Source organism: Tropicimonas sp. IMCC6043 (assembly GCF_004146235.1).
Lineage (GTDB): Bacteria > Pseudomonadota > Alphaproteobacteria > Rhodobacterales > Rhodobacteraceae > Tropicimonas.
On the sequence record NZ_SELO01000006.1, the window covers coordinates 1 to 26,209 of the forward strand.

A 26,209-nucleotide genomic window follows, 5' to 3' on the forward strand; every position below is an offset into this window, starting at 1 on the left:
CGCAAACGCCACCCACGGCGTCTCCGGATACCGTCTCTGCAGGTGCGATAGCACGACAAACCACGGATTTCGCGGCACGAAATTCGTGGTTTTTCTATTTAATATCAATAGCTTGACTGGGTGGCGGAGAGACAGGGATTCGAACCCTGGAGACGGTTTCCCGCCTACACACTTTCCAGGCGTGCGCCTTCGACCACTCGGCCACCTCTCCGGTGCGGGAGGGTTTAGCCGCAAGGGTGGGGAAGATGCAAGGGGCGAAACGGCGGATATGTGACTCCGTGCGCGGCTTTGCCTACTCTTCGAGATGCAGGTTCACCCGACGGTTCCGCGCGCCCTTCTTCTCGACCTTTCCGATCCGCAGTCGGCCAATCTCGCCGGTCGCGGCGACATGCGTGCCGCCGCAGGGCTGCAGGTCCACCTGTGTCTCGCCGGCGCCGATCCGGATGAGGCGCACCCGCCCCTGCCCCGTCGGAGGCATGACCGACATCGTCTTGACCAGTCCCGGGTTGGCCGCGAGCTCGGCATCGCTGATCCAGTCCTCGGTAACCGGCAGGTTGCGGGCGACCAGATCGTTGAGGTCCGCCTCGAGCGCCTCGCGGTCCTCCAGCGCATCGGGCATGTCGAAATCCAGCCGTCCCTTCTCGGTGCCGATCGACCCGCCGCTCACCGGCAGCGGAATCACCACCGACAGCAAGTGCAGCGCCGTGTGAACCCGCATGTGGCGATAGCGCCGCTCCCAGTCCAGCGACTGGCGCAATTCGGTGCCGACCGACGGCAGCGGCGCGGGCTCCGCCGGCACCAGCACGATCGCGCCGCCCTCGCCCTTCACGGCGGTGGCGATCTCCAGCATGTGGCCGTCCCAGTGCAGCGCGCCGCTGTCTCCCGGCTGGCCACCGCCCTGCGGATAGAAGATCGTCACGTCGAGCACGATGCCGCCTTCCGGCGTATGCGCAACCACCCGGCCAGGCGCTTCACGCGTATAGGCATCGTCGCGAAACAGCATCTCGGTCATGTATCGTCCTCCGTGAGATGGGCGCCGCCGGGCGTGTCGGGGATGCTCGCGGACGGCGGCGGGCCGACGGGCGAAGGCGGGTCAGCGGGCGCGCGGCGCAAGGCCTCGGGATTGCGCAGCCAGATGTCCTGCTGTGCGAAGGGAATCTCGATCCCTTCTTCGGCAAAGCGCTCGGCGATCCGGTGATTGATTTCCGTCTTCGCGTTCAGGATGAAATTCACGTCGCGCAAGATCACCCGCATCTCGAAATCGAGCGAGCTGGCGCCGAAACCGGCGAAGACGATCATCGGAGGCGGGTTGACGATAACCAGCGGGTGCGCCTCGGCGATCTCCTGCAGGATCGCTGCGACCCGGCGCGTGTCGGTCCCGTAGGCCACTCCTACCGGCACGATCAGTCGGCCGCTGAGATTGCCGCGGGTCCAGTTGGTGACCTGGCCCGAGACGAACTCGGAGTTCGGCACGATGACGTCGGTACGGTCAAAGGTCTCGACCGTGGTCGCGCGCACCGAGATCTTGCGCACCGTTCCCATGACCCCGCCGACCTCGATCCAGTCGCCCTCGGTCACCGGACGCTCGACCAGCAGGATCAGGCCGGAGACGAAGTTCGAGACGATGGTCTGCAGGCCGAAACCAAGGCCGACCGAGAGCGCCCCGGCGACAATGGCCAAGTTCGAGAGGTCCAGACCGGCCGCCGAGACCGCGATCATGATCGACAGGAAGACACCGATATAGCCGAGCCCGGAGACTGCCGCCTTCTGCGCGCCCGGGTCGAGCCGCGTGCGCGGCAACACCGAGGCGCGCATCGCCGTCTGCACCACCCGGGTCACCAGCAGGCCGGCGCCGAAAGCGATCCCGAAGACCAGCACCACGGCGGGCGAAACCTGCACGTCGCCAATGGTGACGCCGTTCATCAGAGACATCCAGAGCTCGTCCAGATCGGCCTTCCGGGTGCCCCAGACCCGCGCGATGAACGGGATGGCCGCCACCATCAGCGCGAAGTTGACCAACACGGGCAGCAGCCCGTCGGAGACGTCGCCACGTCCGCGCAGGACCAGCGCGAAAAGCGCCATCGAAAGCCTTTGCAGGAAGGTCACCGTCGACAGGATCGCCAGCGTCAGCGAGGGGGAAAGCGACAGGAAGATCGCGGCGCGGGTGTAGCCGATCGCGGCCAGGATCGGCGCCAGGACGGCAAGCACGAGACAGGCGCGGCCGATGAACTGGATCGAGTGGTCGATGAAGCCGCGCTCGTCGTCGCGAGCCGTCCCTTCTGCCGATCGCTCCGCCTCGCCGCTCTCCGTCGACATGCCGTGGGCGACCAGCAGCCGCGCGATGCCGGCCAGGCAGATCGAGGCGAGCACGATGATCGGGAAGGCCAGAACGACCTCGGTTCCCGGCTTCAGCGAGAAGAAGCGGATCACCGTTTCCACCAGCAGCGCGGCGGCGAAGAGCAGGCCGAGCGAGGACGTGTAGAACCGGCCGCGGCGCCGTTGCCGGGGATCGAGGCGCAGCGTGACCGGCCAGTCGTCGCGCCGCGGGAAGGTCTGCCCGCCCAGCCACCGCGTTGCGAAGAAGGCAAGTCCTATGGACGGGATCGCGGCGACAAGTCCCTGTCCGGAGGGCCCGAACATGGACGTTGTCAGCAGCGCCGCGGTGAGCAAGATCAGGCCAAGCGCCGGCAGGATCACCTGCCCCAGCGAAACCACCATGGCTCCTGCCATCGCGCGCCGGCTTCCCGAGCCGCGCCGCAACGTCCATTCGACGAGGTTGCGGAACCAGGCCTGCCCGCGCAGCAGCAGCAGGGCCGCGAGAGCTGCCAGGACCAGGATCTCGATCAGGTTGTTCTGAAACCCGACCCGATCGGTCTTCTGCGACATGGAGTTCCAGACCTCGCCGACGAGTGTTCGGACCACCATCTCCAGGTCTTCCGGCGTCCCTGTGAGGTTTCCCGGCGCCAGCGGCGAGGGGCCACGTTGCAGGAGCTTGTCCTTCTGCCGGGCGCGAAGCATCGAGTCGATCCGCGTGACCAGCCCGTCTGCCTGCGCATAGGCCTCCTCGGCCTTGCGGACCGGCGTCGTCAATTCCCGGAGCGCAACCTGGAGCTGTGCGCGCCGCGTGGCGAGTTCGGCGCTTTCGCTCTCGTTCGTTTCCGGGTCCGGTGCCGGGCCGAGCGAGTCGATCTGCGATTGCAGCGTCTTGATCCGGTCGGCATTCTGCGACCGCCCTGCCTGGAACCGGTTGCGCCAGTCGGCGATGTCTGCACGTAGCTCCTCAAAGGCGGAATCAGAGGCTTCCTGATTTTCAAGAGCCTCCTCGGCGCGCTGCGCGGTTCTCTCCCAGTCGGCATAGTCCTCGTCGGTCAGAGGCGCGGCCTCGACAGTCTGGGCATGGGCGGCCGTCGGGCTGATCCATGCGCCGCTCCATCCTGGAACGCCGCTTCCGTCCGGCCAGACCGCCAGCGCGAAGATCAGCGCAAGCAGTGCTCCAAGGAGACGGCGCATGTCAGGTGGTTTCCTCGAAGACATCCGGCAGCGGAAGCTGCTGCCCGGTCATCCAGGGCGGCACCGGCAGATTCTTGGCCCGCAGGAAGTCCGGGTTGTAGAGCTTCGACTGGTAGCGGGAGCCGGGATCGCACAGGACCGTCACGATGCGGTGGCCGCGCCCCATCTCGCGCGCCATGCGGATGGCGCCGGCAAGGTTGATCCCGGAGGATCCCCCGAGGCAGAGCCCCTCCTCCTCGACCAGTTCGTAGAGCAGTCCGAGCGCTTCGCCGTCGGGGATCTGGAAGGCCATGTCGGGCGCAAAGCCCTCGAGATTGGCGGTGATCCGCCCCTGCCCGATCCCCTCGGTGATCGAATTGCCCTGCGGCGCGGCGGTGCCGGTGGTCATCAGCGAGAACATGCCAGAGCCCATGGGGTCGGCGAGCCCGACCTTCACGCCTTTCGGCTTGAGCGCCGCCGCGACGCCGGCCAGCGTGCCGCCGGTGCCAACCGCACAGATGAAGCCGTCGACCTTGCCGTCGGTCTGCGCCCAGATCTCCGGCCCGGTGCCCTGTTCATGCGCCGCCCGGTTGGCGGTGTTGTCGAACTGGTTGGCCCAGATCGCGCCGTTGGGGTCGGTCCGGTCCAGCGCCTCGGCCAAACGGCCGGAATACTTCACGTAATTGTTCGGGTCCTTGTAGGGAACAGCGGGAACCTCGACCAGTTGCGCGCCGGCGATCCGGATCGCGTCCTTCTTTTCCTGACTCTGGGTGTCGGGAATCACGATGACCACTCGGAAACCCATCGAGGCACCGATCAGCGCCAGGCCGATACCAGTATTTCCGGCCGTGCCCTCGACGATCGTTCCGCCCGGCCGCAACCTGCCCTTCGCCACGGCGTCGCGGATGATCGAGAGTGCAGCGCGGTCTTTCACCGACTGGCCCGGGTTGAGGAACTCGGCCTTGCCGAGAATTTCGCAGCCGGTGACCTGGCTCGCCGCACGCAGCCGGATCAGTGGTGTGTTGCCGACTGCCGCCGCGAGATCTCTGGTGATGTCCATCCTGATGCTCCCCTGCTCCGACACGCTCCTTGCTAGCCAAGCGGTGGCCCGAGTCAACCAGTCGCGGACGCGGCCGCGCGCCAGTCCGTGCGAAGCCGCGCAAGCTGAAGAAGCAGCAGGATCAGCGGGCCGACATTGATTTCTCCACTGTCGAGCAGCTCCATCGCTTTCGAAAAGGTGATGACATGCGAGCGGATATCCTCGGCCTCGGTCTCGAGCCCGCCGAGTCCGGCCGCCGCGTCGGGCAGATCGGCCGTCGCGAGGAAGGCGTAGAGATACTCCGTGTTCGCCCCGGGCGTGGGGTAATACTGACCAACGCGACGCAGTTCCCGAAGCGCCAGCCTAGCCTCCTCCTGCGCCTCGCGGAATGCCGCCTCCTCCGCCGTCTCGCCGCCGTCGATCCGCCCCGCGATCGGCTCAAGTAGCCAGGGCTGCACATCGCCGCGCGCAAGGGGGCCGGCGCGGAACTGTTCGACGAGAAGCACCCGGTCGCGGACCGGGTCGTAGGGCAGCACCGTGACCGCATCGCCAGAGACGAAAGCCGCTCGGTTCATCTGTTCGCTGAACCCGCCGGAGAAACGGCGATGGGTGAGCTCGTATTCCTCCACCGAAAAGAAATTGGCATAGCAGAGCTGACGCCGGCGGACCTGCACGTCCTCCGGCGCGGCAGGACGGCGCAGCGTCGTCGGCACAGCGACCTGTGCGTTGACCCGCGCCTGCGCCCGTGCCCGCAGCGGGCCGAAGCGGCGCGCGACCTCGGCCGCCGGGCGCGTGTCCATGTCTTGGAGGACCTCCTCTGCGGCAACGCAGGTTACCGCGCCCCATCTCTCGGCCCAGGCGGTGAGATCCCATGGCGCCCCCGGCGTCAGCCCGGTCGCAGGCGGACGGTAGAGCGTCGCCCGCACCGGCCCCTCTTCCGTCGCCACCTCGACCGGCTCCGGCCGGTAGCCGAAGGCCTGCTCGTAGTAGTCCATCCGTGCCCGCGCCGTAGCGTCCGACGGCACCACCAAAAGGCCCTCGGCGGTGGCATCCGGCGCTTCGAGGATCATCGGAAAACTCTCGCCCGCCACCCAGCGGACCGCGTGACCCGGCAACCGCGCCGGGCGCACGGACATCGGGCGACCCAGAACCACGCGAAGCAGCGGCTCATGGCAGAGCGTGCCATAGAGGAAGATCGGATCCATGTCAGTGTCGCCCCCCGAATGGTGCGTCAGGACCAGCGTTCGGAGCCCCATTCGGCCAGCAGGGCGGCAAGCACGCCCCCGACCAGAAGCACGATCGGAACGTCGGGGGTGCTTATCATCAGCAGGATGTATTCCGCAATGAGGTCCATCATTGCTGTGAGCGCCTCGACCGGCCCCTCGTAATGCAGCGAAACAGAGCGGTCGAGCATCTCGACTCCGGACCAGAGGACGAGCACGTAGAAGAGGATCACCACCACGGTCCGTATCCCCGAGCCGACAGCGGCGACGTTGCCGCGTCCGGCCAGCCGGCCCATGACGAACCAGCCGCAGAATGCGCCGATCAGGGTGTTGAGAGGGCTCATCATGCCGACCTGAGTGCCTTCGGGCAGCAGCGGCTTGTAAAGCTCGGAGGCAAAGAACGCCACCAGGGCAAAGCCGAGTGCGGCAAGGAGCTTGGCGGCGGTAGGCATGGCGTGGCCTTTCAGGCGGTCTCTCAGGCGGTTCTTTGCACCGCAACCTGCCTTACATCACAATTTCCTGACGAAAAAGTGGCGGCACAGGCACATAGATAGAATTCCCACATCCGCCTGAACCGTTCGTCGAAGCCGAGCGCGGCCACCGCGTCCCAGTTGCGCGTGAAGGCCGCGTGCCAGCGCCGGAGAGTGGCCGAATAGGACTCGCCGAACCCCTCCGAGCCGCGCAGTTGGAGACCCGCGCGCTCGATCTCCCGGGCGAGCGCGGACTGGCTCGGCAGCATGCCGCCCGGAAAGATGTGTTTCTGGATGAAATCGACCCCCCGGCGATAGATCTCGAAGCGCGCGTCCTGAACGCAGATCACCTGGAGCGCCGCGATCCGACCCGGCCGGAGCCGTGCACGGAGCGCGTCGAAAAAGACCGGCCAATATTTCTCGCCCACCGCTTCGAACATCTCGATCGAGGCGATACCGTCATAGTCACCCCTTGCGTCGCGATAATCCTCCAGCCGGATATCTACCTGATCCGCGAACCCGGCCTTTGCGATGCGTGCACGGGCAAAGTCATGCTGCTCCCGGCTGATGGTAAGGCCAGTGACGCGAAGCCCCTGCCGCGCCGCGAACTCGGCAAAGCCGCCCCAACCGCAGCCGATCTCGAGCACATGCTCGCCGGGGCGGACCTGCATCGCCTCGAGCAGGGTGGCGTATTTGCGCTGCTGCGCCGCCTCGAGGCTCTCGCCGGGGCCGTCGAAGCGGGCCGAGGAATAGGTCATCGTGCGGTCGAGCCAGAGCGCGTAGAACTCGTTGCCGAGATCGTAATGGGCGGCGATGTTGCGCTTTGCCTGGCCGCGCGAATTGTCCCTGAGCCGGTGCCGCAGCCGCTCGAACAGCCGGACCAGCCCGATCGTCGGAAAGCCGTCGAGCATCTCCGCCTCGGCGGCATGGACATAGTCGAGGAACGCAAACAGGTCCGGCGTGCGCCACCAGCCGTCCATATAGGCCTCGCAAAAGCCGAGATCGCCCTCGCGCAGCAGGCGCGCAAAGACGTCGGGGTTTACCACCTCAAGTCGCGCCTGCGGGCCCGGCGCGCCGCCTTCGGCCACGAAACATCTCCCGTCGGGAAGCGCGATCTCGAGCCGGCCGCGCGGCACTTGCTTCGCACGGGCGAAGACATGGGTGAAATAGCGTGGAAGATCCCGTTCACCGGTGGTTTCCGCCAGGACCATGATACGTGCCCCCTTCACGCAAGATCAGACGCCCCTCAGGATCCGGCCTCCGCGGGGGGTGCGTCAAGACCCGCAGCCCCTCTCGTCGCGGAAACGCGCCCAGGCCGCCTGCGCCGCGCTGCGGCCGCGGTCCAGGGCGACAACCGGGTCGGGGCGCGCGTCCCCGGGCGCGAGGCCCCAGGCGCGCGGCGCGGCGTCGAAGAAGTCGAGCGCGGTTACCGGCGGCTGCGACTGCCCCTCGGCGAGCCATCGGCGGCGATAGTGGCCCTTCGGGTCGAACTTCTCCGCCTGCAGGTCGGGGTTGAAGATGCGGAAGAAGGGGGCGGCGTCGGGCCCGCAGCCGGCCACCCATTGCCAGCCGAGCGCGTTGTTGCCCGCATCCCAGTCGATCAGGTGGTCCTCGAACCATCGCATTCCGATGCGCCAGTCCGCGAGCAAGTGCTTGGTGAGGTAGCTCGCCACCAGCATGCGGGCGCGATTGTGCATGACGCCGGTGACCTGCATCTCCCGCATCGCCGCGTCGACGAGGTCCACCCCGGTGCAGCCGCGTTTCCAGGCATCGACTTCGGGGCGGTCCTCCTCCGGGTTCCAGGGGAAGGCCTCCCAGTCCGGACGCCAGCAACGATCGGTCATCTCCGGGCAGTGAAACAGGATGTGGCCGGCGAAATCGCGCCACATAAGCTGGCGAAGGAAGGCCTCGGCGCCGCCGAGGCCCTCCGCGCGGGCGCGACTGATTGCGTGCCAGACCTGGCGCGCCGAGATCTCGCCCGCGGCGAGGAAGGGGCTAAGGCCCGAGGTCCCGTCCCGATCGAGCCGGTCACGGCCGGCCGCGTAGCCTGCCAGCCGGCTGTCTAGAAAGTCCGCAAGCCTTTCCGTGGCGGCGGCCTCCCCGGCCACGGCATGCCGGGCGAGCACATTGGCGCCCCGGTTCATCGCAGCGCCGAGCTGCCAGTCCCCAAGCGCCTCTGAGCTGGGCCAAGTCTCGGGCGCGGAGATCCGGGCCGGCACGTCGACGGGCGCAGGCACCTCCCTGTCGCGGAGCGCCTTCCACATCGGGGTGAAGACGCGATAAGGCGCGCCGGTCGAGCTTTCCACCGTCCAGGGCTCGAAGAGCATGTTGCCCGCGAAGCTCTTGGCCGAGAGGCCCTTTGCCTTCAGGCGGGATTTCACACCCTTGTCGCACTCGATCGCCGCCGGATCGTAGCGGCGCATCCAGTAGACTGCTGCTGCGCCGGTTTCGCCAGCGAGCTGTTCCAGTGCCTTGCCGGCCGCGCCGCTGCGCAGGATCAGCCGCGACTCACGGCGCTCGAGATCTTTGGCCAGAGCCCGGAGCGACGCCTCGAGTCGCCAGCGCGCCGCCGCACCAAGCCGGTCGGCCATCTCGTCCTTCAGGAAGACCGGGATCACAGGGCAGCCGGTTTCGCAGGCCGAAGCGAGAGCGGGGTTGTCGGCAAGGCGGAGGTCGCCGCGGCGCAACCAGAGCAGGATCGGGGAAGAGTTCGACATCGGGGTCAAGTAGGTCGACCGCGGACGGCGGCAAGACCGATCCGTCGGAGGTAAGAGCGGAGCGCGCGCCCTAGAGCGTTGCGTCGAGCGCCGCGATAAGCCGGTCCACCTCCTCCGCGGTCGTGTAGTGAACGAAGCTGAGCCGCAGTACGCCTCGGTCGAGGTCCACACCGAGCGCCTCGAGCGGGCGGACGGCATAGAAGTCGCCTCCACCGGCCATGATGCCGTGCTCGGCCAGCGCCCGGGCCGCGGCTTCGGCGTCGCGGCCGAGATCGACCGCAATCGTCGGCGCGCGGCGTGCGGCCTCGCGGGGCCCAAGCAGCCGCAGGTCGTTGCGGGCGGACAAGTAGTCGAGGAGCGGCTGGGCCAGCGCGGTCTCGTGGGCGCGGATCAGCGCGTTCAGCGCCGCATTGCGCTCGACCGGACTGCCGGCGAGCCCGTGATGGGCGGCGAGTGCGTCGAAGTAATCCGCGATTCCGGCACAGGCGGCGACCTGCGCGTGGTCGGGACCGGCCGGAGTAAAGCGCTTGTAGAGCACCTCGCCGTTGAAGAAATGCGCCTGGTTCGGCAGTTCGAAGCCGATCTGGCGGCGGATCACCATGATCCCCTGATGCGGCCCGTAGGTCTTGTAGCTTGAGAAGAGGTAGATGTCGGGGCCGAGATTGCCGACATCCGGCAGCCCATGCGGCGCGTAGGAGACGCCGTCGACGCAGGTAAAGGCACCTGCCGCATGCGCCAGCGCGGTGATGGCGGTGACATCGTTGATCTCGCCCACCACGTTCGAGCAATGCGGGAAACAGACCAGGCGGACATTGCCGTCCTCGAGCAACACGTCGAGATCGGTCGGATCGAGCGAGCCCGTCTCGCGGTCGATCCGCCATTCGCGGACCTCGATCCCCTCGTCTGCGAGCCGCCGCCAGGGGCCGGAATTGGCCTCGTGGTCCTGGTTCGTCACCACGATTGCCTCGCCGGGCGTCAGCCAGAGGCGCACCGCATTTGCCAGTACATTTGTGTTCGCGGTGGTCGAGGGACCGAAGGAAAGCTCGTCGGTCTCGACGCCCAGCAGCGCGGCGAGCCGAGCGCGGGCCTCGTCCATCTCCGCACCCGCCGCCTCCGCGGCGGCATAGGGCGCGTAGGGCTGCACCTTGCGCTGGTGGTAGAACCGGGTGAGCCGGTCGATGACCGGGCCACAGGTATAGGAACCGCCGGCATTCTCGAAGAAGGCCATGCCCTCCAGCGAGGGCTCGGAAAAGGCCGGGAACTGCGCCCGGACGAAATCGGTGTCGAGTCTCATGGAAGAAGGGAAACGACAAAGGGCGGCGCTCCGCAAGCGCCGCCCCCCGCGTCAGTTTGGCCCGGCGCTCAGCGGGGTTCGCTTGCCAGCCCCTTGGCAATTGCCACGCACATCATCAGGAGCACGATGGTGAAGGGCAGTCCTGTCGAGATCACCATTGCCTGCAACGCCGCGAGCCCGCCGCCCAGAAGCAGCACGATCGCCACCGCGCCCTCGAAGGTGCACCAGAAGACCCGTTGCGGGACGGGCGCGTCGACCTTGCCGCCGGCGGTGATCGTGTCGATAACGAGGCTGCCGGAGTCCGACGAGGTGACAAAGAAGACGATCACCAGGACGATGCCGAGCGTCGAGGTGAGGCCGGACATCGGCAGGCCCTCGAGCATCGCGAAGAGCGACATCTCGGGCGAGTAGCTGTCGATCACATTGGCCTTCACGGCGCTGCCCGCCGGATCGGTCAACACCTGGTCGATGGCGGTGCCGCCGAAGACCGCCATCCAGAGCACACAGACGAGGCTCGGGATGATCAGCACGCAGATGACGAACTCGCGCACCGTGCGGCCTCGGCTGACGCGGGCGATGAACATGCCGACGAAGGGTGACCAGGAGATCCACCAGGCCCAGTAGAAGGCGGTCCAGCCGTTCATGTAGCTGGTGTCCTCACGGCCGATCGGGTTGGAGAAGGCGGCGAGATCCGCGACATAGGTGACCAGCCCGGCGCCGAAGTCGCTCAGGATCGTGAGCGTCGGGCCAACGAGCAGGACGAAGAGCAACAGGAGCGCCGCAAGGCCCATGTTGATCTCTGAGAGCACCTTCACACCGCCGTCGAGGCCTCGCAGCACCGAGATCAGAGCAATCGCGGTAATGAGGGTGATCAGGAGCACCTGAACCTCGACATTGTTCGGCACGCCGAAGACATGCTCGAGGCCGGCATTCGCCTGCTGCGCGCCGAAACCGAGCGAAGTGGCGAGCCCGAAGAGCGTGGCGAAAACGGCGAGCGTGTCGATGACGTGACCGGTCCAGCCCCACACCTTTTCGCCGAAGATCGGGTAGAAGGCCGAGCGGATGGTCAGCGGCAGCCCCTTGTTGAAGGAGAAGAGCGCCAGCGCCAGCGCTACGATGGCATAGATCGCCCAAGGGTGCAGGCCCCAGTGGAAGATCGTCGCCGCCAGACCCATACGCTTGGCCGCATCGACATTGGCCGCGATGATCGAACCGTCCTCGGCGAAGGGCGACGGCACACCGAGCGGTTCGGAGACCGCCATGTGGTAGACCGGCTCCAGAACGCCGAAGAACATCAGGCCGATCCCCATGCCGGCGGCGAAGAGCATCGCAAACCAGCCGGCGTATGTGTAGTCCGGCGTCGCGTCGCGCCCACCCAGACGCACCGCGCCCCAGGGTGAGACGATCAGCACGAGACAGAACAGGACAAAGATGTTGGCGGCCCCGAGAAAGAACCAGTTGAAGGTGCTGGTAAGCCAGGGGCGCAGCGCTCCGAAGGCGGCAGTTGCCTGCTCCTGGAACACCAGCGCGTAAAAGACGAAGACCACGATGGTCAGCGCCGAGACCATGAAGACCGGGTTGTGGATGTCGAAGCCGAGCGGTCCGACCGAGCCCTCGAGATTGTCCTGGCCGATCTCGTAATCCGTCTCGATCAGGTCGGCGGGGCCTTCCGGCTCCGGAATGCCGGCTGTTTCATCTGTCATTTCAGTCCCTTTCGCGATTCTTGTATTTCTGCCTCACATCCGGACGACGAAGACCGACGCCTTCGAATGGCCGGCGATGGTGCCGCCATTGGAGGGCCAAACATAGTCCATCAGATTCGGGATGTGGCTCGCCATGACGATCAGATCGGCGCCGATCTCCCCGGCGGCCTTGATCAGAGCCGGGTCGAGATCCACCGCCGGATCGTGGGAGAAGATGGCGTGCGCGCCGGTTTCGATCCCCTCCGCGTCCGCCTGCCCGGCCGCGAAGCTCGCAAGCCGGTCAGAAAACTCCACCGGCGTGTGCGCGATCTTGCCGGGCAGCGCGGTACTCACCGCGGCATAGACCACCGGAATCTTGTAGAGCCGCGCGAGATCAGCCGCGCATTTGAGGGCCTTGCCGAGGCGATCGACATGGCCGAGATCGACCGGAACCATGATCTGGGTGAACATCATCGTCTCCCTTTTCTGTCAGGCGTCACCGTGACCGACGCTAATGCAATCACGCAGGATAAACAAACAGCGACATGCAGATGTCGTTTTTCGCTCTCGGCAGGATGAGTGACGCCGCTTGCGTAGGCGCAGCCTCGGAAGAGCTTACTCGTCGATTCTTCGCCAACATGTTTTCGTTTGCGGTAACATGCATTACGCCGTCGTCGGATTGATCCCCAATCCGACGAGAGCCTGCCTCGGGTTTGCCTGGGGCGAATGGAGGAACCGCAATGTTTCGATACGTTCTTGTTGTCCCGATTGCCATGTTTTCCGTCGTCGCGAAGGCCGAGCCGAGCCTTGAACGCGGCACCTATCTCGTCACCGGCCCGGCCGCTTGCGGCAATTGCCACACGCCCAAGGGGCCGGACGGACCGGACATGTCCAACGAACTGGGAGGTTTCCTGGTCGAGAAGAACGACGCTTTCGAGGCCTGGGCCCCGAACATCACGCCCGGCGGGCGGGTGGCGACCTGGAGCGACGCGGAGCTTGCCCGTGCGATCCGCGAGGGCATCCGTCCCGATGGCAGCGTCATAGGCCCGCCGATGCCGATCGGGCTCTACCGCGGGCTCAACGACGACGACCTCATGTCGATCGTGATGTATCTGCGCAACGTGCCGGCGAGCGACATCGTCACGCCGGCGTCATCCTACAACATCCCGCTGCCTCCCGCCTATGGTCCGCCGATCGATAGCATGCCGGCGATACCGACCGGAGCGACGGTCGAGTATGGCGCGTATCTCGCCGGACCTGTGGCACATTGCATCGAATGCCACACAACATTCGGGCCGAACGGGCCGATGTTCGAGACGCATCTCGGCGCCGGAGGGTATGAGTTTCACGGGCCGTGGGGTGTCTCGGTCGCACCCAACATCACCTCCAGCGAGGACGGTCTGGCAGACCACACCGATGCCGAGATCGCGACGATGATCACGACGGGGACACGCACGGACGGCAGCCCGATGCTGCCGCCGATGCCCTATGGCAATTTCGCTTCCCTGACGGAGCAGGATCTCCAGGCGATCATCCTTTACCTGCGGCAGTTGCCGCCGCTGCCGGACCCTGGCAATTGACAGCGCGGGTCCGCTCCCGGTTCCGGGGGCGGACCGAAGCACCGGCCCGGCTCAGGCGTTGACGTCCACCACGACGCGGCCCCGCACCTGACCTTTCAGGATCTCCGCGCCCAGCCGCGGCAGGTCCTCGAGCCCCGCCTCGACGATCATCCCCTCGAGTTTTTCCATCGGCAGGTCCGTCACGACCCGGTTCCAGGCGGCGACACGGTTCTCGTAGGGCTGCATCACCGAGTCGATGCCAAGCAGGTTCACGCCCCGCAACAGAAAGGGGATCACCGTCGCCGGAAGCTGCGTCCCACCCGCGAGCCCGACCGACGCCACGGAGCAACCGTATTTCATCTGCCCCAGCACGCGGGCCAGCATCGTGCCGCCCACCGCATCGATACAAGCTGCCCAGGTTTCCTTTTCCAGCGGCCGCTTCACCGTTTCGGCGATCTCGTCGCGGGTGATGAGGCGGCTGGCGCCAAGAGCGGCAAGGTATTGCGACTGTTCCGGCCGGCCGGTCACGCCCACCACCTCGTAGCCAAGATTGGCGAGAATCGCGGTCGCCACCGAGCCGACGCCGCCCGTCGCCCCGGTCACCAGCACCTCGCCCTTGTCCGGCGTGAGCCCATGCGCCTCAAGTGCGATCACAGCCAGCATCGCGGTAAAGCCGGCCGTGCCGACAGCCATCGCCTGCCGCGTCGAGAGCCCCTCTGGCAGCGGCACCAGCCAGTCCGCCTTGACCCGCGCCTTCTCGGCATAGCCGCCCCAATGGGCCTCGCCGACGCGCCAGCCCGTCAAAACGACCTTTTGGCCCGGCGCATAGCGGCTGTCGTCACTAGCCGCCACGGTGCCGGCGAAATCGATCCCCGGCACATGCGGATAGGTCCGTACCAGCCCGCCGCCCGGCCCGATGCAGAGCCCGTCCTTGTAGTTCACCGTGGAATACTCTACCGCCACCGAGACGTCGCCTTCCGGCAGGCGGCTTTCGTCGATTTCCTTGACCGCGGCGCTCGTGCTCCCGTCCTCGGCCTTCTCGACAATCACTGCGCGCATCCTGTCTCCTCCTTTGCGGGAGGGCCGCGGCGCGGTCGCCTCCGGTCAGATATTGCCCGGCATGAACGTCAGGTCGGTTGCCGCCGGTGTCGCTCCCGCCGCAGTCAGCATCGCGTGGACCTGGCCGCGGTGATGTGCCTGATGATTGAACATGTGCGCAACGCAGGTTGCAACCGGCCGCGTGAATTCGCGCCCGGCGGCGCCGGAATGATAGCGAAGGTCACCGCGCAGGTTGATCGGCCTGAGCCGCTTCGCCCAGAGATCGATCCCGCCATCGGTCCGCAGCCTGTCGGCCTTCCAGGCGGCGAAGGTCGGACAATAGGTCGGGCTCTCGGCGAGCGTGATCTCCGGCCTGTCATACGGGCCGAGGCGCGCCATCCAAATCCGGTCGGCCCAGAGCAGATGGTTTAGCGTGCCGAGAATCGACCCGAAGAAGGCGCCGCGGTCGAGCCGCAGCGCAGCGTCGTCCAGCGTTTCCGCCGCAGCGATCACCGCTTCGTTCTGCCACTTGTTGTATCGCGCCATCAGCCGGACGTAGTCGACCGAGATCATCGCCAGCGCTCCCCTGTCCTGTCATGCGTCAGGATGCAGCCGAACCCGACCCTGTCAAGCGGAAGGGTGGCACCGCGGCGCGCCTAGCTGCTGCCGATGAGCACGCCCGCGGCCAGCACCAGCCCGCCACCGAGAACAACCTGAAGGGCGGCGCGCCAGAACGGCGTCTCCATGAAGCGGTTCTGGATCCAGGCGATGGACCAGAGCTCGATGAAGACGATGATCGCGGCGATGGTCGTCGCCGTCCAGAAATGCGGGATGAGATAGGGCAGCGCGTGGCCAAGCCCGCCGACCGTGGTCATCACGCCCGACGCGATGCCGCGCTTCAGGGGGCTTCCCCGGCCCGAAAGCTCGCCGTCATCGGAGGCCGCCTCGGTGAACCCCATCGAGATTCCGGCACCGACCGAGGCGGCAAGTCCGACGAGGAAAGTGTTCCAGGTGTCTCCGGTGGCAAACGCCGCGGCGAAAATCGGCGCGAGCGTCGAGACCGAGCCGTCCATCAGCCCCGCGAGGCCGGGCTGCACCCAGGTCAGGACAAATTGCCGATGCGCGTTGTGGTCCTCCTCCGCGCGGGCCGCGTCGGTCAGATGCGCCTCCTCGAGCTCGCCCGCGCGGCGCTCGTGGCCAGCTTCGGCCGCCGCGAGATCGCCCAGCAGCCGGCGCAGGTCGGCGTCCCCAACCCGCTCGGCGGCGCGTTCGTAGAACCGCCGCGATTCCTGCTCCATCTCGCCGGCGATCTCGCGCGTCCGTTCGATCGGAAGCTGCTCCAGAAGCCATTCCGGCTTGCGCTCGTAGAACCCGGTGACATTGGCGCGACGAATGAGCGGGATCGTCGGTCCAAAGCGGTCCTGGAATAGCGTGATCAGGCTCTGCCGGTGCTGGTCCTCCTCGGCCGCCATCTCCGTGAACATTGCCGCAGTCGCGGGATAGTCTGCCTGCAACCTGGAGGCGAAGTTGCGGTAGATCCGCCCGTCATCCTCCTCCGACGAGATCGCCAGCGCCAGGATTGCCCGCTCGTCGAGGTCGCGGAAATGCAATTTGTTGGAGAAGGAGAATTTCATGGCAACGGTCCGTCTCGGCAAGTCCTTCCCCGGATCTAGCGCCTCGCGCCGGCAAAGAAAACCGGGCGTCTTGCCGCTTGAACAGCACCACGCTTGCACCTATTTTAAGATCGTTCCCTCGGGAACTATGGCGATAAACGCGCTCGTAATAAACGGCTCGGACCCGGGGGCGGTACCCGGCGGCTCCACCAAATATCCCTTGTTGGGGGATCATGGGGCCGAAATAGGATCGACGGACGTCTAAAGGGGTTAGCTTTCGCTCGGTGAGGTACCACCGTTATCGGTCCGCTAAGCATAATTGCCAACAACAATCATGCTCCGGTGGCCGTCGCTGCGTAATGCAGTGACCAAAGCCGAAATCTGAAGTCCAGCCCTCTAGCAAGGTCTGGCGGGGTTCGCAGGCACCTGGCAACAGAAGCCTGCACTTCCCCCCAAGACATGGCAATGATCTCACCGGTTTTCGGGGTAGTTCCGGAGTGATCCGAGCTTTCCTCCAGCCCTCTGCACAGAATCTGCCGGTCACCCTGCGGAACCGAGCCACGTGGGCCGGGCACCGACGTTCAGCGATTGTTCAGCTTTCGCGCCTATGACTGTTCCGTGCCACAGCGCCCAGCCGGAGGGAACATGTCCGACAAGCTCGATCTCATCCAATCCTTCTACGACCGCGTCTGGGTCGAGGGATCGCCCGAGGCAGCCGACGCATTCTTCGACCCGGAGGTGACGGCCAACGGCCTCGTTGCCGACCTTGCCTTTGGCGGGCCTGATTTCCACGCCTTCGTCGATGCCCTGCTCGCCCTGATCGAGGTGCGCCGCGTGACGCTTGTGCAACCGGTGGAACAGGGCGAGTGGATCTCGGTTCTGGTGCATTTCGAGGCGAGCGTGCTGGCCAGCGGCCGGGAAGTCGACGGCAGCGCCATGCTGCTGGCCCGGATCCGGAACAACCGGTTCCTGGAGGCCTATAACTGCCTCGATACGATCGGGATGTTCGAGAAGATGGGGCTCTTGCCAGAGAACTCCGCCGCGCTCTGCATGGCCGGTCACCGGCTCCGCTGAACCATCGGAAGGACGTCCGCAGACAACCGGAGCGCGCACGAATTCTGTTCTGTCGGACTCGGATGCCGATGGCCCTTGCCTTCCAGGTCCCGTTCGAATCCCGGAATTTCCGCCGTCCGGAACGAATCCCACCGGATCAACCGTCCAGAAGCGCGCGATAGTCCCGAACGCCCTATTTGGGAGGTCGCGAAGGTGTCGGCAAATCTCTCGATGTCCGGCTAAAGCCGGCCGCGGAGAGCCGCCGAGACCAGCACAGGGAGGGCTATGATTCCGATTCAAATCCCCTATGCTGAGCCTGACTTTGGAAGAAGGAAACGACGGAACATGTCGGACGGGATCGACTACGGAAAGCTCATGCACAGGGCGATGCGGAGCCTGATCCAGGAGGTGCTCGGCGATGTCGCGAAGAACGGTCTGCCGGGGCAGCACCATTTCTTCATCACCTTCGACACGACCCATGAGGATGTCGCCATCGCCGACTGGCTCCGCGACCGTTACCCGGTCGAGATGACGGTGGTGCTGCAACACTGGTTCGACAACCTGGAGGTGAGCGATCAGGGCTTTTCGGTCACGCTCAATTTCGGCGAGTCGCCCGAGCCGCTCTACATCCCGTATGACGCGATCCACACCTTTGTGGACCCCTCGGTCGAGTTTGGCCTGCGCTTCGAGACGTCGCAGGACGAGGACGAGGATATGCCCGCAGCAGGCGAGCACGAGAACGCGTCGGCACATCCTGACGCGGACGACGAACCGGAGGATTCGGCGCAGGACGCCGAGATCGTCAGCCTCGACAGTTTCCGCAAATAGACACTGCTCCCTGCGGCGGCGCGTGACGTTGCTCCCGGCCCGCCCGGGCGCTAAAGCGCACTCGACAGTCACCCGGAGGATTTGCCCATGTCCGCGACACGTACCGAAACAGACAGCTTCGGCCCGCTCGAAGTTCCCGCCGACAAGTATTGGGGAGCACAGACGCAGCGCTCGATCATGAATTTCCCGATCGGCTGGGAGAAACAGCCGGTGAAGATTGTCCGCGCGCTCGGTGTCATCAAGAAGGCCTGTGCGATGGCCAATGTCGCCAGCGGCAAGCTCGACGCGAAGCTCGGCGAGGCGATCCAGCAGGCCGCGCAGGAGGTCATCGACGGCAAGCTCGACGACAATTTCCCGCTTGTCGTCTGGCAGACCGGCTCGGGCACGCAATCGAACATGAACGCCAACGAGGTGATCGCCAACCGCGCTATCGAGCTTCTGGGCGGCGTCATCGGCTCCAAGGACCCGGTGCACCCGAACGATCACTGCAACATGGGCCAGAGCTCCAACGACACCTTCCCGACCGCGATGCACATCGCCACCGCGATGCAGGCGCGCGACGTGCTGTTGCCCGGGCTGAAGAAGCTGCACGCGGCGCTAGAGAAGAAGGTCGCCGAGTTCGAAGGCATCATCAAGATCGGCCGCACCCACACCCAGGACGCGACCCCGATCAAGCTCAGCCAGGAATTCTCCGGCTATGTCCACCAGGTGGCGAAGTCGATCGAGCGGGTCGAGACCGCGCTTGGCGACATCTACGAACTGGCTCAGGGCGGCACCGCGGTCGGAACCGGGCTCAATACGGTCGAGGGCTGGGATGTAGAGGTCGCCGGCAACATGGCCGAGATCACCGGCCTGCCCTTCGTGCCGGCGCCCAACAAGATGGAGGCGCTGGCCGCGCATGACGCGATGGTGCAGATGTCCGGCACGCTGAAAACGGTCGCCGCCTCGCTCTTCAAGATCGCCCAGGACATCCGCTTCCTCGGCTCGGGCCCGCGCTGCGGCCTCGGCGAGCTGCTGCTGCCCGAAAACGAGCCCGGCTCTTCGATCATGCCCGGCAAGGTCAACCCGACCCAGTGCGAGGCGATGACCCAGGTCTGCTGCCATGTCATCGGCAACGACGCCGCCGTGGGCGTCGCCGGCACGCAGGGCAATTTCGAGCTCAACGTCTACAAGCCGATGATGGCCTATAACGTGCTGCAATCCATGCAGCTTCTGGGCGATGTCTGCTCGGCCTTCACCGACAACCTCGTCGTCGGGCTCAAGGCCGACCGCGAGCGGATCGAGAAGCTGCGCGACGAATCGCTGATGCTGGTCACCGCGCTGGCGCCGACCATCGGCTACGACAACGCCACCAAGGTCGCCAAGACCGCGCACAAGAACCGCACCACGCTGAAGGAGGAGGCGATCGCCCTCGGCTTCGTGGATGCGGCGACCTTCGACGCCGTGGTGCGACCGGAGAACATGGTCGGGCCGAAACCGAAATAAGCTCGCCGACCACATGTGAAACTCAAACAGGCGCCCGCGGGCGCCTGTCTGCTTTCTGGATGGCCGGTTCCGGCTCAGCCGCGGCGGCGGCGCAGGCCGAGGCCCACGAGCGCGCCCCCGAGCAGCAGCACGCTCGCCGGCAGCGGAACGGCCGGCACGAAGTCCGAGAGCTCCAGTGTCCCATCGTTGAAGACGAAGCGCTCGAAATTCGTCAAATCGACGTCGAAACCGCCGACTGTGGCGGAAAAGTTCAGCGTCAGAACGTTTGAAAGGAAAGTTGCGCCGGCGATGTCGGCGATGTCGAAGTTGAAAATGGCGGTGTCGACATCGTCGCCGCCGTCGAACAGATCTGCAAATCCGTCGCTGCCGTAGAAGGCACTTTCGAAGGCGAGCGTGTCGGTGTCAGCGCCGAAATCGGACAAACCGACGATCTCGGCGCCGTCGAAGAGGTGCAACCGGTCCGCGCCCTCGCCCAGCAGCAACGCGATGCCGCCGGTGCCGGCGATCCGGCCACTGTTGTAGATAGCTTGCGCGCCGGTATTTGCCGCTTCCCCGTTCGGGTTGCCTTCCGTATCGAAGCCGGTTTCGACAATGATGCCTTCGACCCCCTCGATCAGACCGGCATTGGTAATTTCGCTGTCGCCGCCGGCATCGAAATCGATCGCCGCCTCGCCCGCGGCGGTGATCGAGGCGGCTGCATGGTTGATGATCATTCCATCGTCGATATCGATGCCGTCCCCGCCCGGCCCGCTGCTGGCGATGGTGCCGAAATTCTCGAGGAAGGCGTCGGTGCCGACCTGCACCGCGTCCTCAAAGGCGGAGATGGCGCCCATATTGGTCAGCGTCGCGAAATCGCCGGCCTCGAAACCTTCATTGCCGGCGAGAATTGTCCCGGTTGCGGTGTTTTCGAGCCAGACATTGTCGCCAACGGTGATCGCTTTGTCGGCGGCGTCGATCAGCCCCTCGTTCGTTATCGACACGACCGAGGAATCGGCGGCATCCTCGGTCTGGATGGCGTCATCCCCGGCCGTGATCGTGCCGGTATTGGTGATCGAGAATCCGCCGGCGGCCTTGATCGCGTCTCCGTCGCCCGAAATGGTCCCGGTGTTGTTGACCGTCAGTCCGTCGGCATCATCGAACTCGATGGCACGATTGCCTGTGCTGGCAATGTCGCCTTCGTTGAGGATGCTGACATTGGCGCCGGAGCCGGTCATGGCATCGGAACTTGTTGCGGTGACGGAGGACCCGGTGGTCACCGTGATGTCGATATTGTCGGCATCGTCCGATATCGGATCGAGACCTGTTCCGGTGCAGGTGTAGACAGTTCCGGCGACCGCGCAGGGCGTCGCGCCGGCCTGGACCGGAATCAGCGGCAGCGAAAGGATGGCAGCGGAAGAAAGAAGAAGACGGAGCATGCGGAATCCATTGGGTTAACGAAAGATGCTGGAGCGGTAGCCAAACCACGGTTTTCGGTCAAAGCCCCGCCCCGAAATGTCGCAAAAATTTCACAGATCCGCTTCTTCCGGCGGCAGCACCGGGTTAGGGTAGTGCGACCGGGAAAGCACTAGCATCGACATGGCAAAGCTCGTCAATCTCAACAAGGCCCGCAAGGATCGCGCCCGCACGGCGGCTCGCGAGCGGGCAGACCGGAACGCTGCAATCCACGGATTGACCAAGGCCGAGAAGAAACGCGCCCGCGCAGAGGAGGACCGCGCCTCCCTCGCGCATGAGGCCGGCCGGCTGGCCCCCGGCGAGCCCTCCGAAGACTAGGGCATTTCCGCCACAAATCAGACCCTTGCAGAAGATCCGGATTGTCCGCCGCAGGATTGCGGGCAAATCTCGACGGCAAGAACAGAATGGCGCAAGGCGCCGCCGCCCAAAGGGCGGATCGAGGCAGGATCGGCAAGGCAGGGGCATGGAACGCGTCCCCGGAAAAGCATTCGCACGGGCCCGGCCCGTGGCGACGCCGCGGCAGGTACCGCGGCCTTTCGTGCTTGCGCCCGGAATGCGCACCGACCTCCAAGAGGCGCCGCTTCAGCCCGGCGCCTGGTTGCAAGCCGCCGTGCCGGCCGAGGCCCGCATCATGACACCCGCAGGGCCGCGCGCCGCCGGGTTGCTGGAGCCGGGCGACGAGGTCCTGACGATCGACGACGGTGCGCTGCCGCTGGCATGGGTCGGACGACGGGCGGTAACGGCGCGGCAGATGGCGGAGCGGCCGGAACTCGGACCGGTGGAGATCCCACGCAACGCCTTTGGCGGCGGCAGCCCGCGGGTGCCGCTGCGCCTCTCGCCCCGCGCGGGGATACATCTGGTGCTGCCGGGGGGGCCGAAGGTCGGCGTGCTCATCGAGGCGCACGAGATGGTTGGACTCTGCGGTATCCGCCCGGCCCCGGCGCGGGCCGTCACCTACGTCCAACTCCTGCCAGAGCGCCACGCCATAGTGGTTGTCGACGGCCTGCCCGTCGAGAGTTTTCACCCCGCGGCGCTGACCCCAGTGCCGGAGAACCGGCGACAGCGGGCCGAGGTGCTTGCCCGTTTCCCGGAACTGGAACACGGGCTCGATCGCTATGGTCCCGAGGTCCGGCTGCGCGCAGGGCGGAAGCGATGAGCCGGCCGGTCAAGCACTCGTTGACACTCTCGGGCCACCGGACCAGCGTCTCGCTCGAAGACGAGTTCTGGCTGGCGTTCCGCGAGATCGCCCGCGATCGTGGCCAGGCGGTCAACGCACTGGCCGCCGAGATCGACCGCGCGCGCGGCCTCGAGATGGGGCTGGCCTCGGCGATCCGGCTCTTCGTGCTCCGCGAGCTTCAGATGAAGCTGGCAGAGCGGACGCCCTGACCCGGCGCGGCTGGAGCAGGCAGCGGGCGAGGATCAGGGGGGCGTAGCGGGCGAACCAGCTGAGGAGCGGCGGCACAGCAAGAAACCCCACAATCTCCGCCCACCAGGCCGCGACACCGGCAATGGCCCAGCCGATCGCCCAGGTGATCATAAGGGCGGCCCCTTTGCAGCGGCAGTAGCGTCGCCGGATAGAGCGCCGCGATTGCCGGCCCTTTCGCGGGCCGCATCACGCCTCGCAGCGCCCCGGACCGGCCATATACCCAGAGCGCGCGCAAGGCTTGCAAATAGGTCTGCAGGAGCCCGCACTCCATCTCGCCCGGAACCTGCCAGGCATAGGCGCCGTCGCGCGCGCTGGCTTCGACATGGACGAACAGCGCGACATCGCGGCCTGCGCGCCGGCTTCCTTGCGGTAGAGCTCCCGGCGCCGCTGCGGGGTGCCGCAGCAGGGCGGACTTTGGCGGCCGGCCTAGCCGATTTCCCGGAGCCGCTTGAAGAGCGAGGAGGTGTCCCACCGCCCGCCGCCCATCTTCTGAACGTCCTTGTAGAACTGGTCGACCAGCGCCGTCACCGGCAGGCTCGCCCCCACCTCGTCGGCGGTCGAGAGGCAGATCTTCAAGTCCTTGCGCATCCAGTCCACGGCAAAGCCGTGGTCGAAATGGTCGTCCAGCATCGTCTTGTAGCGGTTGGACATCTGCCAGGAGCCCGCCGCGCCCTGGCTGATCACCTCGACCACCGCCTGACCGTCGAGCCCCGCGGCCTCGGCGAAATGCAGTGCCTCGCTGAGCCCCTGCACCAGCCCGGCAATCGCGATCTGGTTACACATCTTGGTCATCTGGCCGGCGCCGCTCTCGCCGAGCCGCCGGCAGATGTTGGCATAGGCGGCGATCACCGCTTCGGCGCGCTGATACGCGCTCTCGTCGCCACCGCACATGACGGAAAGCGCGCCGTTCTCGGCCCCCGCCTGCCCGCCGGAAATCGGCGCGTCGATGAAGGAGACCTGCCGAGCACGAGCAGCCGCATACATCTCTCGCGTTACCGCCGCCGAGACGGTGGTGTGGTCCACGAAAACCGACCCCGGCGCCATCCCCGCCAGGGCCCCGTCCTCGCCGGTGCAGACCTGCCGCAGATCATCGTCATTGCCGACGCAGGACATCACGAAATCCGCCCCCGCCGCCGCCGCCGCCGGCGTCGCCTCCATTGCGCCGCCATGCTCGGCCACCCACGCCTCCGCCTTCGCCGCGGTCCGGTTGTAGACCGTTACCGAATGTCCCGCGCGCGCCAGATGTCCGGCCATCGGATATCCCATAACGCCCAAGCCCAGAAACGCTACTTTCGCCATGTCTTTCCCCTCATTCGTCCTTGCTCTAGGTTCCGTTCAGACCTACCCGGCTCAGCGCGCAGGTCAATTGAAAGGAGCAGGATGGAACGGGTCTTCCGCTGGACTTTGCGGATCGTGATGCTCGTGCTCGGACTCGTCGGGGTCGGCGCCGTGCTCGTCTATTTCTTCGCCAGCCGCTCCCTGCCCGACTACGATGCGTCCTGGACGGTCGACGGGCTCACAGCCCCGGTCGAGATCGTGCGCGACACCGCCGACGTGCCCCATATTTTCGGGGAAACCGACGGGGACGTGCTTTTTGGACTTGGCCTTGCCCACGCGCAGGACCGGCTCTGGCAGATGACGATGCTGCGCCGCACCGCGCAGGGCCGGCTCTCCGAACTCTTTGGCGCCCGCACCGTGAAGACCGACGAACTCCTCCGCCGGCTCGACCTCTACCGCGCCGCCGATGCCTCGTTGGCAGCGCTCAGCGCCGAAGCGCGGGAGGCGCTGCGCGCCTATGCCGCCGGTGTCAACGCCTGGATCGAGATCGTCAACGCCGAGGCGCTTGGCCGCGGCGCCCCGGAGTTCTTCCTGTTCTCGCCCGAGATCGCGCCGTGGCAGCCAGCGGATTCGATCGCCATCCTAAAACTCATGGCGCTCGACCTCACGCCACACATGCAGAACGAGATCCTTCGCGCCTCGGCGTCCCTGGTCCTGCCGCCCGAGCGACTGATCGACCTTCTGCCCGACGTGCCGGGCACGGCCAGCATGGGCACGGCCGAATACGGGGCGCTCTTCCCCGAAGGCCATCACGTCGCCTCCCTGCCCCCCTGGCCCGCAGATCCGCTCACGCCAATCAGCGCCCCTCGCCTGTCGGGCGCCTCCAACGCCTGGGCCGCCGCCCCGGCCCGCTCCGCCGCGGGTGCGGCGCTGATGGCCAACGACCCGCATCTGGGCCTCTCCGCGCCCTCGATCTGGTATCTCGCCCGACTGGAACTCGCCAGCGGCGGGGTGATCGGCGCCACTATCCCCGGCGTGCCCGCGGTCATCGCCGGTCGCTCCGAGCGGCTCGGCTGGAGCCTCACCTATTCCTATGCCGACGATCAGGACCTGTTCATGGAAGAGCTGAACCCAGCCGATGCGCAGAGCTACCGTACGCCGGAGGGCTGGAAGGACTTCCGCACCGAGCGCTCGATCATCCAGGTGAAGGATGCCGAGCCGGTCACCATCACCTTGCGCTGGTCCGAGAACGGCCCAGTCCTGCCCGGAAGCCATTTCGGACTCGAAGGCGTGACGCCTCCCGGGCATGTGGCCGCGCTCGCCTGGACCGGGCTTTCCGAGACCGACACCTCATTCCAGGCAATGCTGGAGCTGATGCAGGCCGGCAGCATAGACGAGGCAATCGCGGCGGGGGGCCGTCACGTCGCGCCCGCGGTCAACATGGTGCTGGCCGACCGCGACGGCGTCGCACTACAACTCATGGGCGCCCTGCCGGCGCGCGACCCGGGCCATGTCGGCCTCGGCCGCATTCCGTCGCTTGGCTGGCAGGAGCAGAATCGCTGGCAAGGCATCCTGCCCTACGAGACCAATCCGCGGCTGCGCGATCCGGCCGGCGGAATCGTCGGCAATACCAACAACAAGACGATCGACCGGCCGTTTCCGGAGCATGTGAGCTATCTCTGGGGCGACACGCAACGCATCCAGCGCTGGCAGAAACTCATGGCCGAGCGCGAGGTCCACACTCGCGAGAGCTTCATCGCCGCTCAGCTCGACACGGTCTCCTTCACCGCGCGCTCGCTGCTGCCGCTGATCGCCCGCGACCTCTGGTATACCGGCGAAGCCGCCCCCGAGGGCACGCCGGAGCGTCAGCGGCAGAAGGCGCTCGAGATGCTGGCAAACTGGAACGGCGAGATGAACGAGCACCTGCCGGAGCCGCTGATCTACGCCGCCTGGCTCCGGCAGTTGCAGCGCAAGCTGATCGTCGATGACCTCGGCCCGCTGGCCGATGCCTTCACCCATCCCGAACCGCTGTTTATCGAGCGGGTCTTCCGCGACATCGACGGTGCCTCGGCCTGGTGCGACATCCGCCAGTCCACCATGGTCGAAACCTGTTCCGACACCGCCCGCATCGCGCTCGACGAGGCGCTTCTCTGGATCGGCGAGACCTATGGCAGCGCGCTCGAGAGCCTCCGCTGGGGCGATGCCCACGAGGCGCACCATGACCACCAGGTGCTGGGAGAGATGCCGGTTCTGAAATGGTTCGTGAACATCCGGCAGTCGACCTCCGGCGGCGACAACACGCTGCAACGCGCGCTCACCGCCGGCACCGGCCAGGAGCCCTTCGCCAATGTCCACGCCGCGGGCTATCGCGGTGTCTATGATTTCGCCGATCCCGATTCCTCGGTCTTCATCATCGCCACCGGCCAGTCAGGCCACCCGCTGAGCCGGCACTATGACGATCTCGGCGAACTCTGGCGGCGCGGCGAATACATCCCGATGACGCTCGACCCGGAACTGGCGCGTGCGGGCGCGGTCGGGGTCACGCGACTGGAGCCGCGATAGC

Annotated in this window: 23 protein-coding genes, 1 tRNA gene and 1 other RNA gene; 9 read left to right on the forward strand and 16 right to left on the reverse strand. The window is 66.3% G+C overall.

Going from position 1 to position 26,209, the window contains the following annotated elements:
- Positions 1-121 precede the first annotated feature (121 nt).
- The 11 genes from EU800_RS08210 to EU800_RS08260 all read right to left on the reverse strand — a co-directional run bounded on the left by EU800_RS08210 (position 122) and on the right by EU800_RS08260 (position 12,385).
- Positions 122-211, reverse strand: a tRNA-Ser gene (locus EU800_RS08210).
- An 81-nt stretch (positions 212-292) separates the two neighbouring features.
- Positions 293-1,012 carry an alanyl-tRNA editing protein gene (locus EU800_RS08215; RefSeq protein ID WP_129630465.1) on the reverse strand — a complete coding sequence of 240 codons (720 nt, stop codon included), beginning with the start codon at positions 1,010-1,012 and terminating at the stop codon, positions 293-295.
- Positions 1,009-3,510, reverse strand: coding sequence for a DUF3772 domain-containing protein (locus tag EU800_RS08220; RefSeq protein ID WP_165354594.1), 2,502 nt, complete (start codon positions 3,508-3,510; stop codon positions 1,009-1,011). The genes EU800_RS08215 and EU800_RS08220 overlap by 4 nt, the downstream gene beginning before the upstream one ends.
- A gap of 1 nt (position 3,511) precedes the next feature.
- The gene (locus tag EU800_RS08225; RefSeq protein WP_129630469.1) at positions 3,512-4,549 is read right to left on the reverse strand and encodes a cysteine synthase A; all 1,038 of its coding nucleotides are present in this window, start codon (positions 4,547-4,549) and stop codon (positions 3,512-3,514) included.
- A gap of 53 nt (positions 4,550-4,602) precedes the next feature.
- The gene (locus EU800_RS08230; RefSeq protein WP_129630471.1) at positions 4,603-5,733 is read right to left on the reverse strand and encodes a gamma-glutamylcyclotransferase; all 1,131 of its coding nucleotides are present in this window, start codon (positions 5,731-5,733) and stop codon (positions 4,603-4,605) included.
- A 26-nt stretch (positions 5,734-5,759) separates the two neighbouring features.
- On the reverse strand, positions 5,760-6,203 hold the full coding sequence (locus tag EU800_RS08235; RefSeq protein WP_129630473.1) for a TrgA family protein: 444 nt from the start codon (positions 6,201-6,203) through the stop codon (positions 5,760-5,762).
- Positions 6,204-6,226: 23 nt separating this feature from the next.
- Complete coding sequence (locus EU800_RS08240) at positions 6,227-7,432, reverse strand: cyclopropane-fatty-acyl-phospholipid synthase family protein (protein ID WP_129630475.1); 1,206 nt, start codon at positions 7,430-7,432, stop codon at positions 6,227-6,229.
- 63 nt (positions 7,433-7,495) lie between these two features.
- Complete coding sequence (locus tag EU800_RS08245) at positions 7,496-8,938, reverse strand: deoxyribodipyrimidine photo-lyase (RefSeq protein ID WP_129630477.1); 1,443 nt, start codon at positions 8,936-8,938, stop codon at positions 7,496-7,498.
- 70 nt (positions 8,939-9,008) lie between these two features.
- The gene (locus EU800_RS08250) at positions 9,009-10,232 is read right to left on the reverse strand and encodes an aminotransferase class V-fold PLP-dependent enzyme (protein ID WP_129630479.1); all 1,224 of its coding nucleotides are present in this window, start codon (positions 10,230-10,232) and stop codon (positions 9,009-9,011) included.
- 68 nt (positions 10,233-10,300) lie between these two features.
- Positions 10,301-11,935 carry a BCCT family transporter gene (locus EU800_RS08255; protein ID WP_129630481.1) on the reverse strand — a complete coding sequence of 545 codons (1,635 nt, stop codon included), beginning with the start codon at positions 11,933-11,935 and terminating at the stop codon, positions 10,301-10,303.
- Positions 11,936-11,968: 33 nt separating this feature from the next.
- Positions 11,969-12,385, reverse strand: coding sequence for a universal stress protein (locus EU800_RS08260; protein WP_129630483.1), 417 nt, complete (start codon positions 12,383-12,385; stop codon positions 11,969-11,971).
- A gap of 269 nt (positions 12,386-12,654) precedes the next feature.
- On the opposite strand from EU800_RS08260, the gene EU800_RS08265 reads away from it, so the two are divergent.
- Positions 12,655-13,494, forward strand: a complete 840-nt coding sequence (locus EU800_RS08265; RefSeq protein WP_129630486.1) for a c-type cytochrome — start codon at positions 12,655-12,657, stop codon at positions 13,492-13,494.
- Between the two features lie 51 nt (positions 13,495-13,545).
- Here the strand turns inward: EU800_RS08265 and EU800_RS08270 are convergent, their stop codons facing one another.
- The 3 genes from EU800_RS08270 to mbfA all read right to left on the reverse strand — a co-directional run bounded on the left by EU800_RS08270 (position 13,546) and on the right by mbfA (position 16,145).
- The gene (locus tag EU800_RS08270; RefSeq protein ID WP_129630488.1) at positions 13,546-14,532 is read right to left on the reverse strand and encodes an MDR family oxidoreductase; all 987 of its coding nucleotides are present in this window, start codon (positions 14,530-14,532) and stop codon (positions 13,546-13,548) included.
- 45 nt (positions 14,533-14,577) lie between these two features.
- Complete coding sequence (locus EU800_RS08275) at positions 14,578-15,084, reverse strand: DinB family protein (RefSeq protein WP_129630490.1); 507 nt, start codon at positions 15,082-15,084, stop codon at positions 14,578-14,580.
- An 83-nt stretch (positions 15,085-15,167) separates the two neighbouring features.
- Positions 15,168-16,145: an iron exporter MbfA gene (gene mbfA, locus EU800_RS08280; RefSeq protein ID WP_129630492.1), complete on the reverse strand. Its 978-nt coding sequence runs from the start codon at positions 16,143-16,145 to the stop codon at positions 15,168-15,170.
- 73 nt (positions 16,146-16,218) lie between these two features.
- On the opposite strand from mbfA, the gene ssrA reads away from it, so the two are divergent.
- The 4 genes from ssrA to fumC all read left to right on the forward strand — a co-directional run bounded on the left by ssrA (position 16,219) and on the right by fumC (position 19,490).
- Positions 16,219-16,571, forward strand: a transfer-messenger RNA (tmRNA) gene (ssrA, locus tag EU800_RS08285).
- 198 nt (positions 16,572-16,769) lie between these two features.
- On the forward strand, positions 16,770-17,198 hold the full coding sequence (locus EU800_RS08290; RefSeq protein WP_129630494.1) for a nuclear transport factor 2 family protein: 429 nt from the start codon (positions 16,770-16,772) through the stop codon (positions 17,196-17,198).
- Between the two features lie 324 nt (positions 17,199-17,522).
- Positions 17,523-18,005: an SspB family protein gene (locus tag EU800_RS08295; protein ID WP_129630496.1), complete on the forward strand. Its 483-nt coding sequence runs from the start codon at positions 17,523-17,525 to the stop codon at positions 18,003-18,005.
- 87 nt (positions 18,006-18,092) lie between these two features.
- Positions 18,093-19,490 (forward strand): class II fumarate hydratase, encoded by a 1,398-nt coding sequence (fumC, locus tag EU800_RS08300; RefSeq protein WP_129630498.1) that lies wholly within the window; start codon positions 18,093-18,095, stop codon positions 19,488-19,490.
- Between the two features lie 74 nt (positions 19,491-19,564).
- Here the strand turns inward: fumC and EU800_RS08305 are convergent, their stop codons facing one another.
- Positions 19,565-20,905: a hypothetical protein gene (locus tag EU800_RS08305; protein WP_129630500.1), complete on the reverse strand. Its 1,341-nt coding sequence runs from the start codon at positions 20,903-20,905 to the stop codon at positions 19,565-19,567.
- Between the two features lie 160 nt (positions 20,906-21,065).
- On the opposite strand from EU800_RS08305, the gene EU800_RS08310 reads away from it, so the two are divergent.
- The 3 genes from EU800_RS08310 (at position 21,066) to EU800_RS08320 (ending at position 22,328) form a co-directional block, all read left to right on the forward strand.
- Positions 21,066-21,260 carry a DUF4169 family protein gene (locus tag EU800_RS08310; RefSeq protein ID WP_129630503.1) on the forward strand — a complete coding sequence of 65 codons (195 nt, stop codon included), beginning with the start codon at positions 21,066-21,068 and terminating at the stop codon, positions 21,258-21,260.
- 235 nt (positions 21,261-21,495) lie between these two features.
- Positions 21,496-22,098 carry a Hint domain-containing protein gene (locus EU800_RS08315; RefSeq protein WP_165354595.1) on the forward strand — a complete coding sequence of 201 codons (603 nt, stop codon included), beginning with the start codon at positions 21,496-21,498 and terminating at the stop codon, positions 22,096-22,098.
- A complete protein-coding gene (locus EU800_RS08320; RefSeq protein WP_129630507.1) occupies positions 22,095-22,328 on the forward strand; it encodes a ribbon-helix-helix domain-containing protein in 234 nt (77 codons plus the stop codon). Before EU800_RS08315 ends, EU800_RS08320 begins: the two co-directional genes overlap by 4 nt.
- A 466-nt stretch (positions 22,329-22,794) precedes the next feature.
- Here EU800_RS08320 and EU800_RS08325 read toward each other — a convergent pair whose 3' ends face one another.
- Positions 22,795-23,667 carry an NAD(P)-dependent oxidoreductase gene (locus tag EU800_RS08325; RefSeq protein ID WP_129630509.1) on the reverse strand — a complete coding sequence of 291 codons (873 nt, stop codon included), beginning with the start codon at positions 23,665-23,667 and terminating at the stop codon, positions 22,795-22,797.
- An 81-nt stretch (positions 23,668-23,748) separates the two neighbouring features.
- On the opposite strand from EU800_RS08325, the gene EU800_RS08330 reads away from it, so the two are divergent.
- Complete coding sequence (locus EU800_RS08330; RefSeq protein ID WP_129630511.1) at positions 23,749-26,208, forward strand: penicillin acylase family protein; 2,460 nt, start codon at positions 23,749-23,751, stop codon at positions 26,206-26,208.
- Position 26,209: the final 1 nt, after the last annotated feature.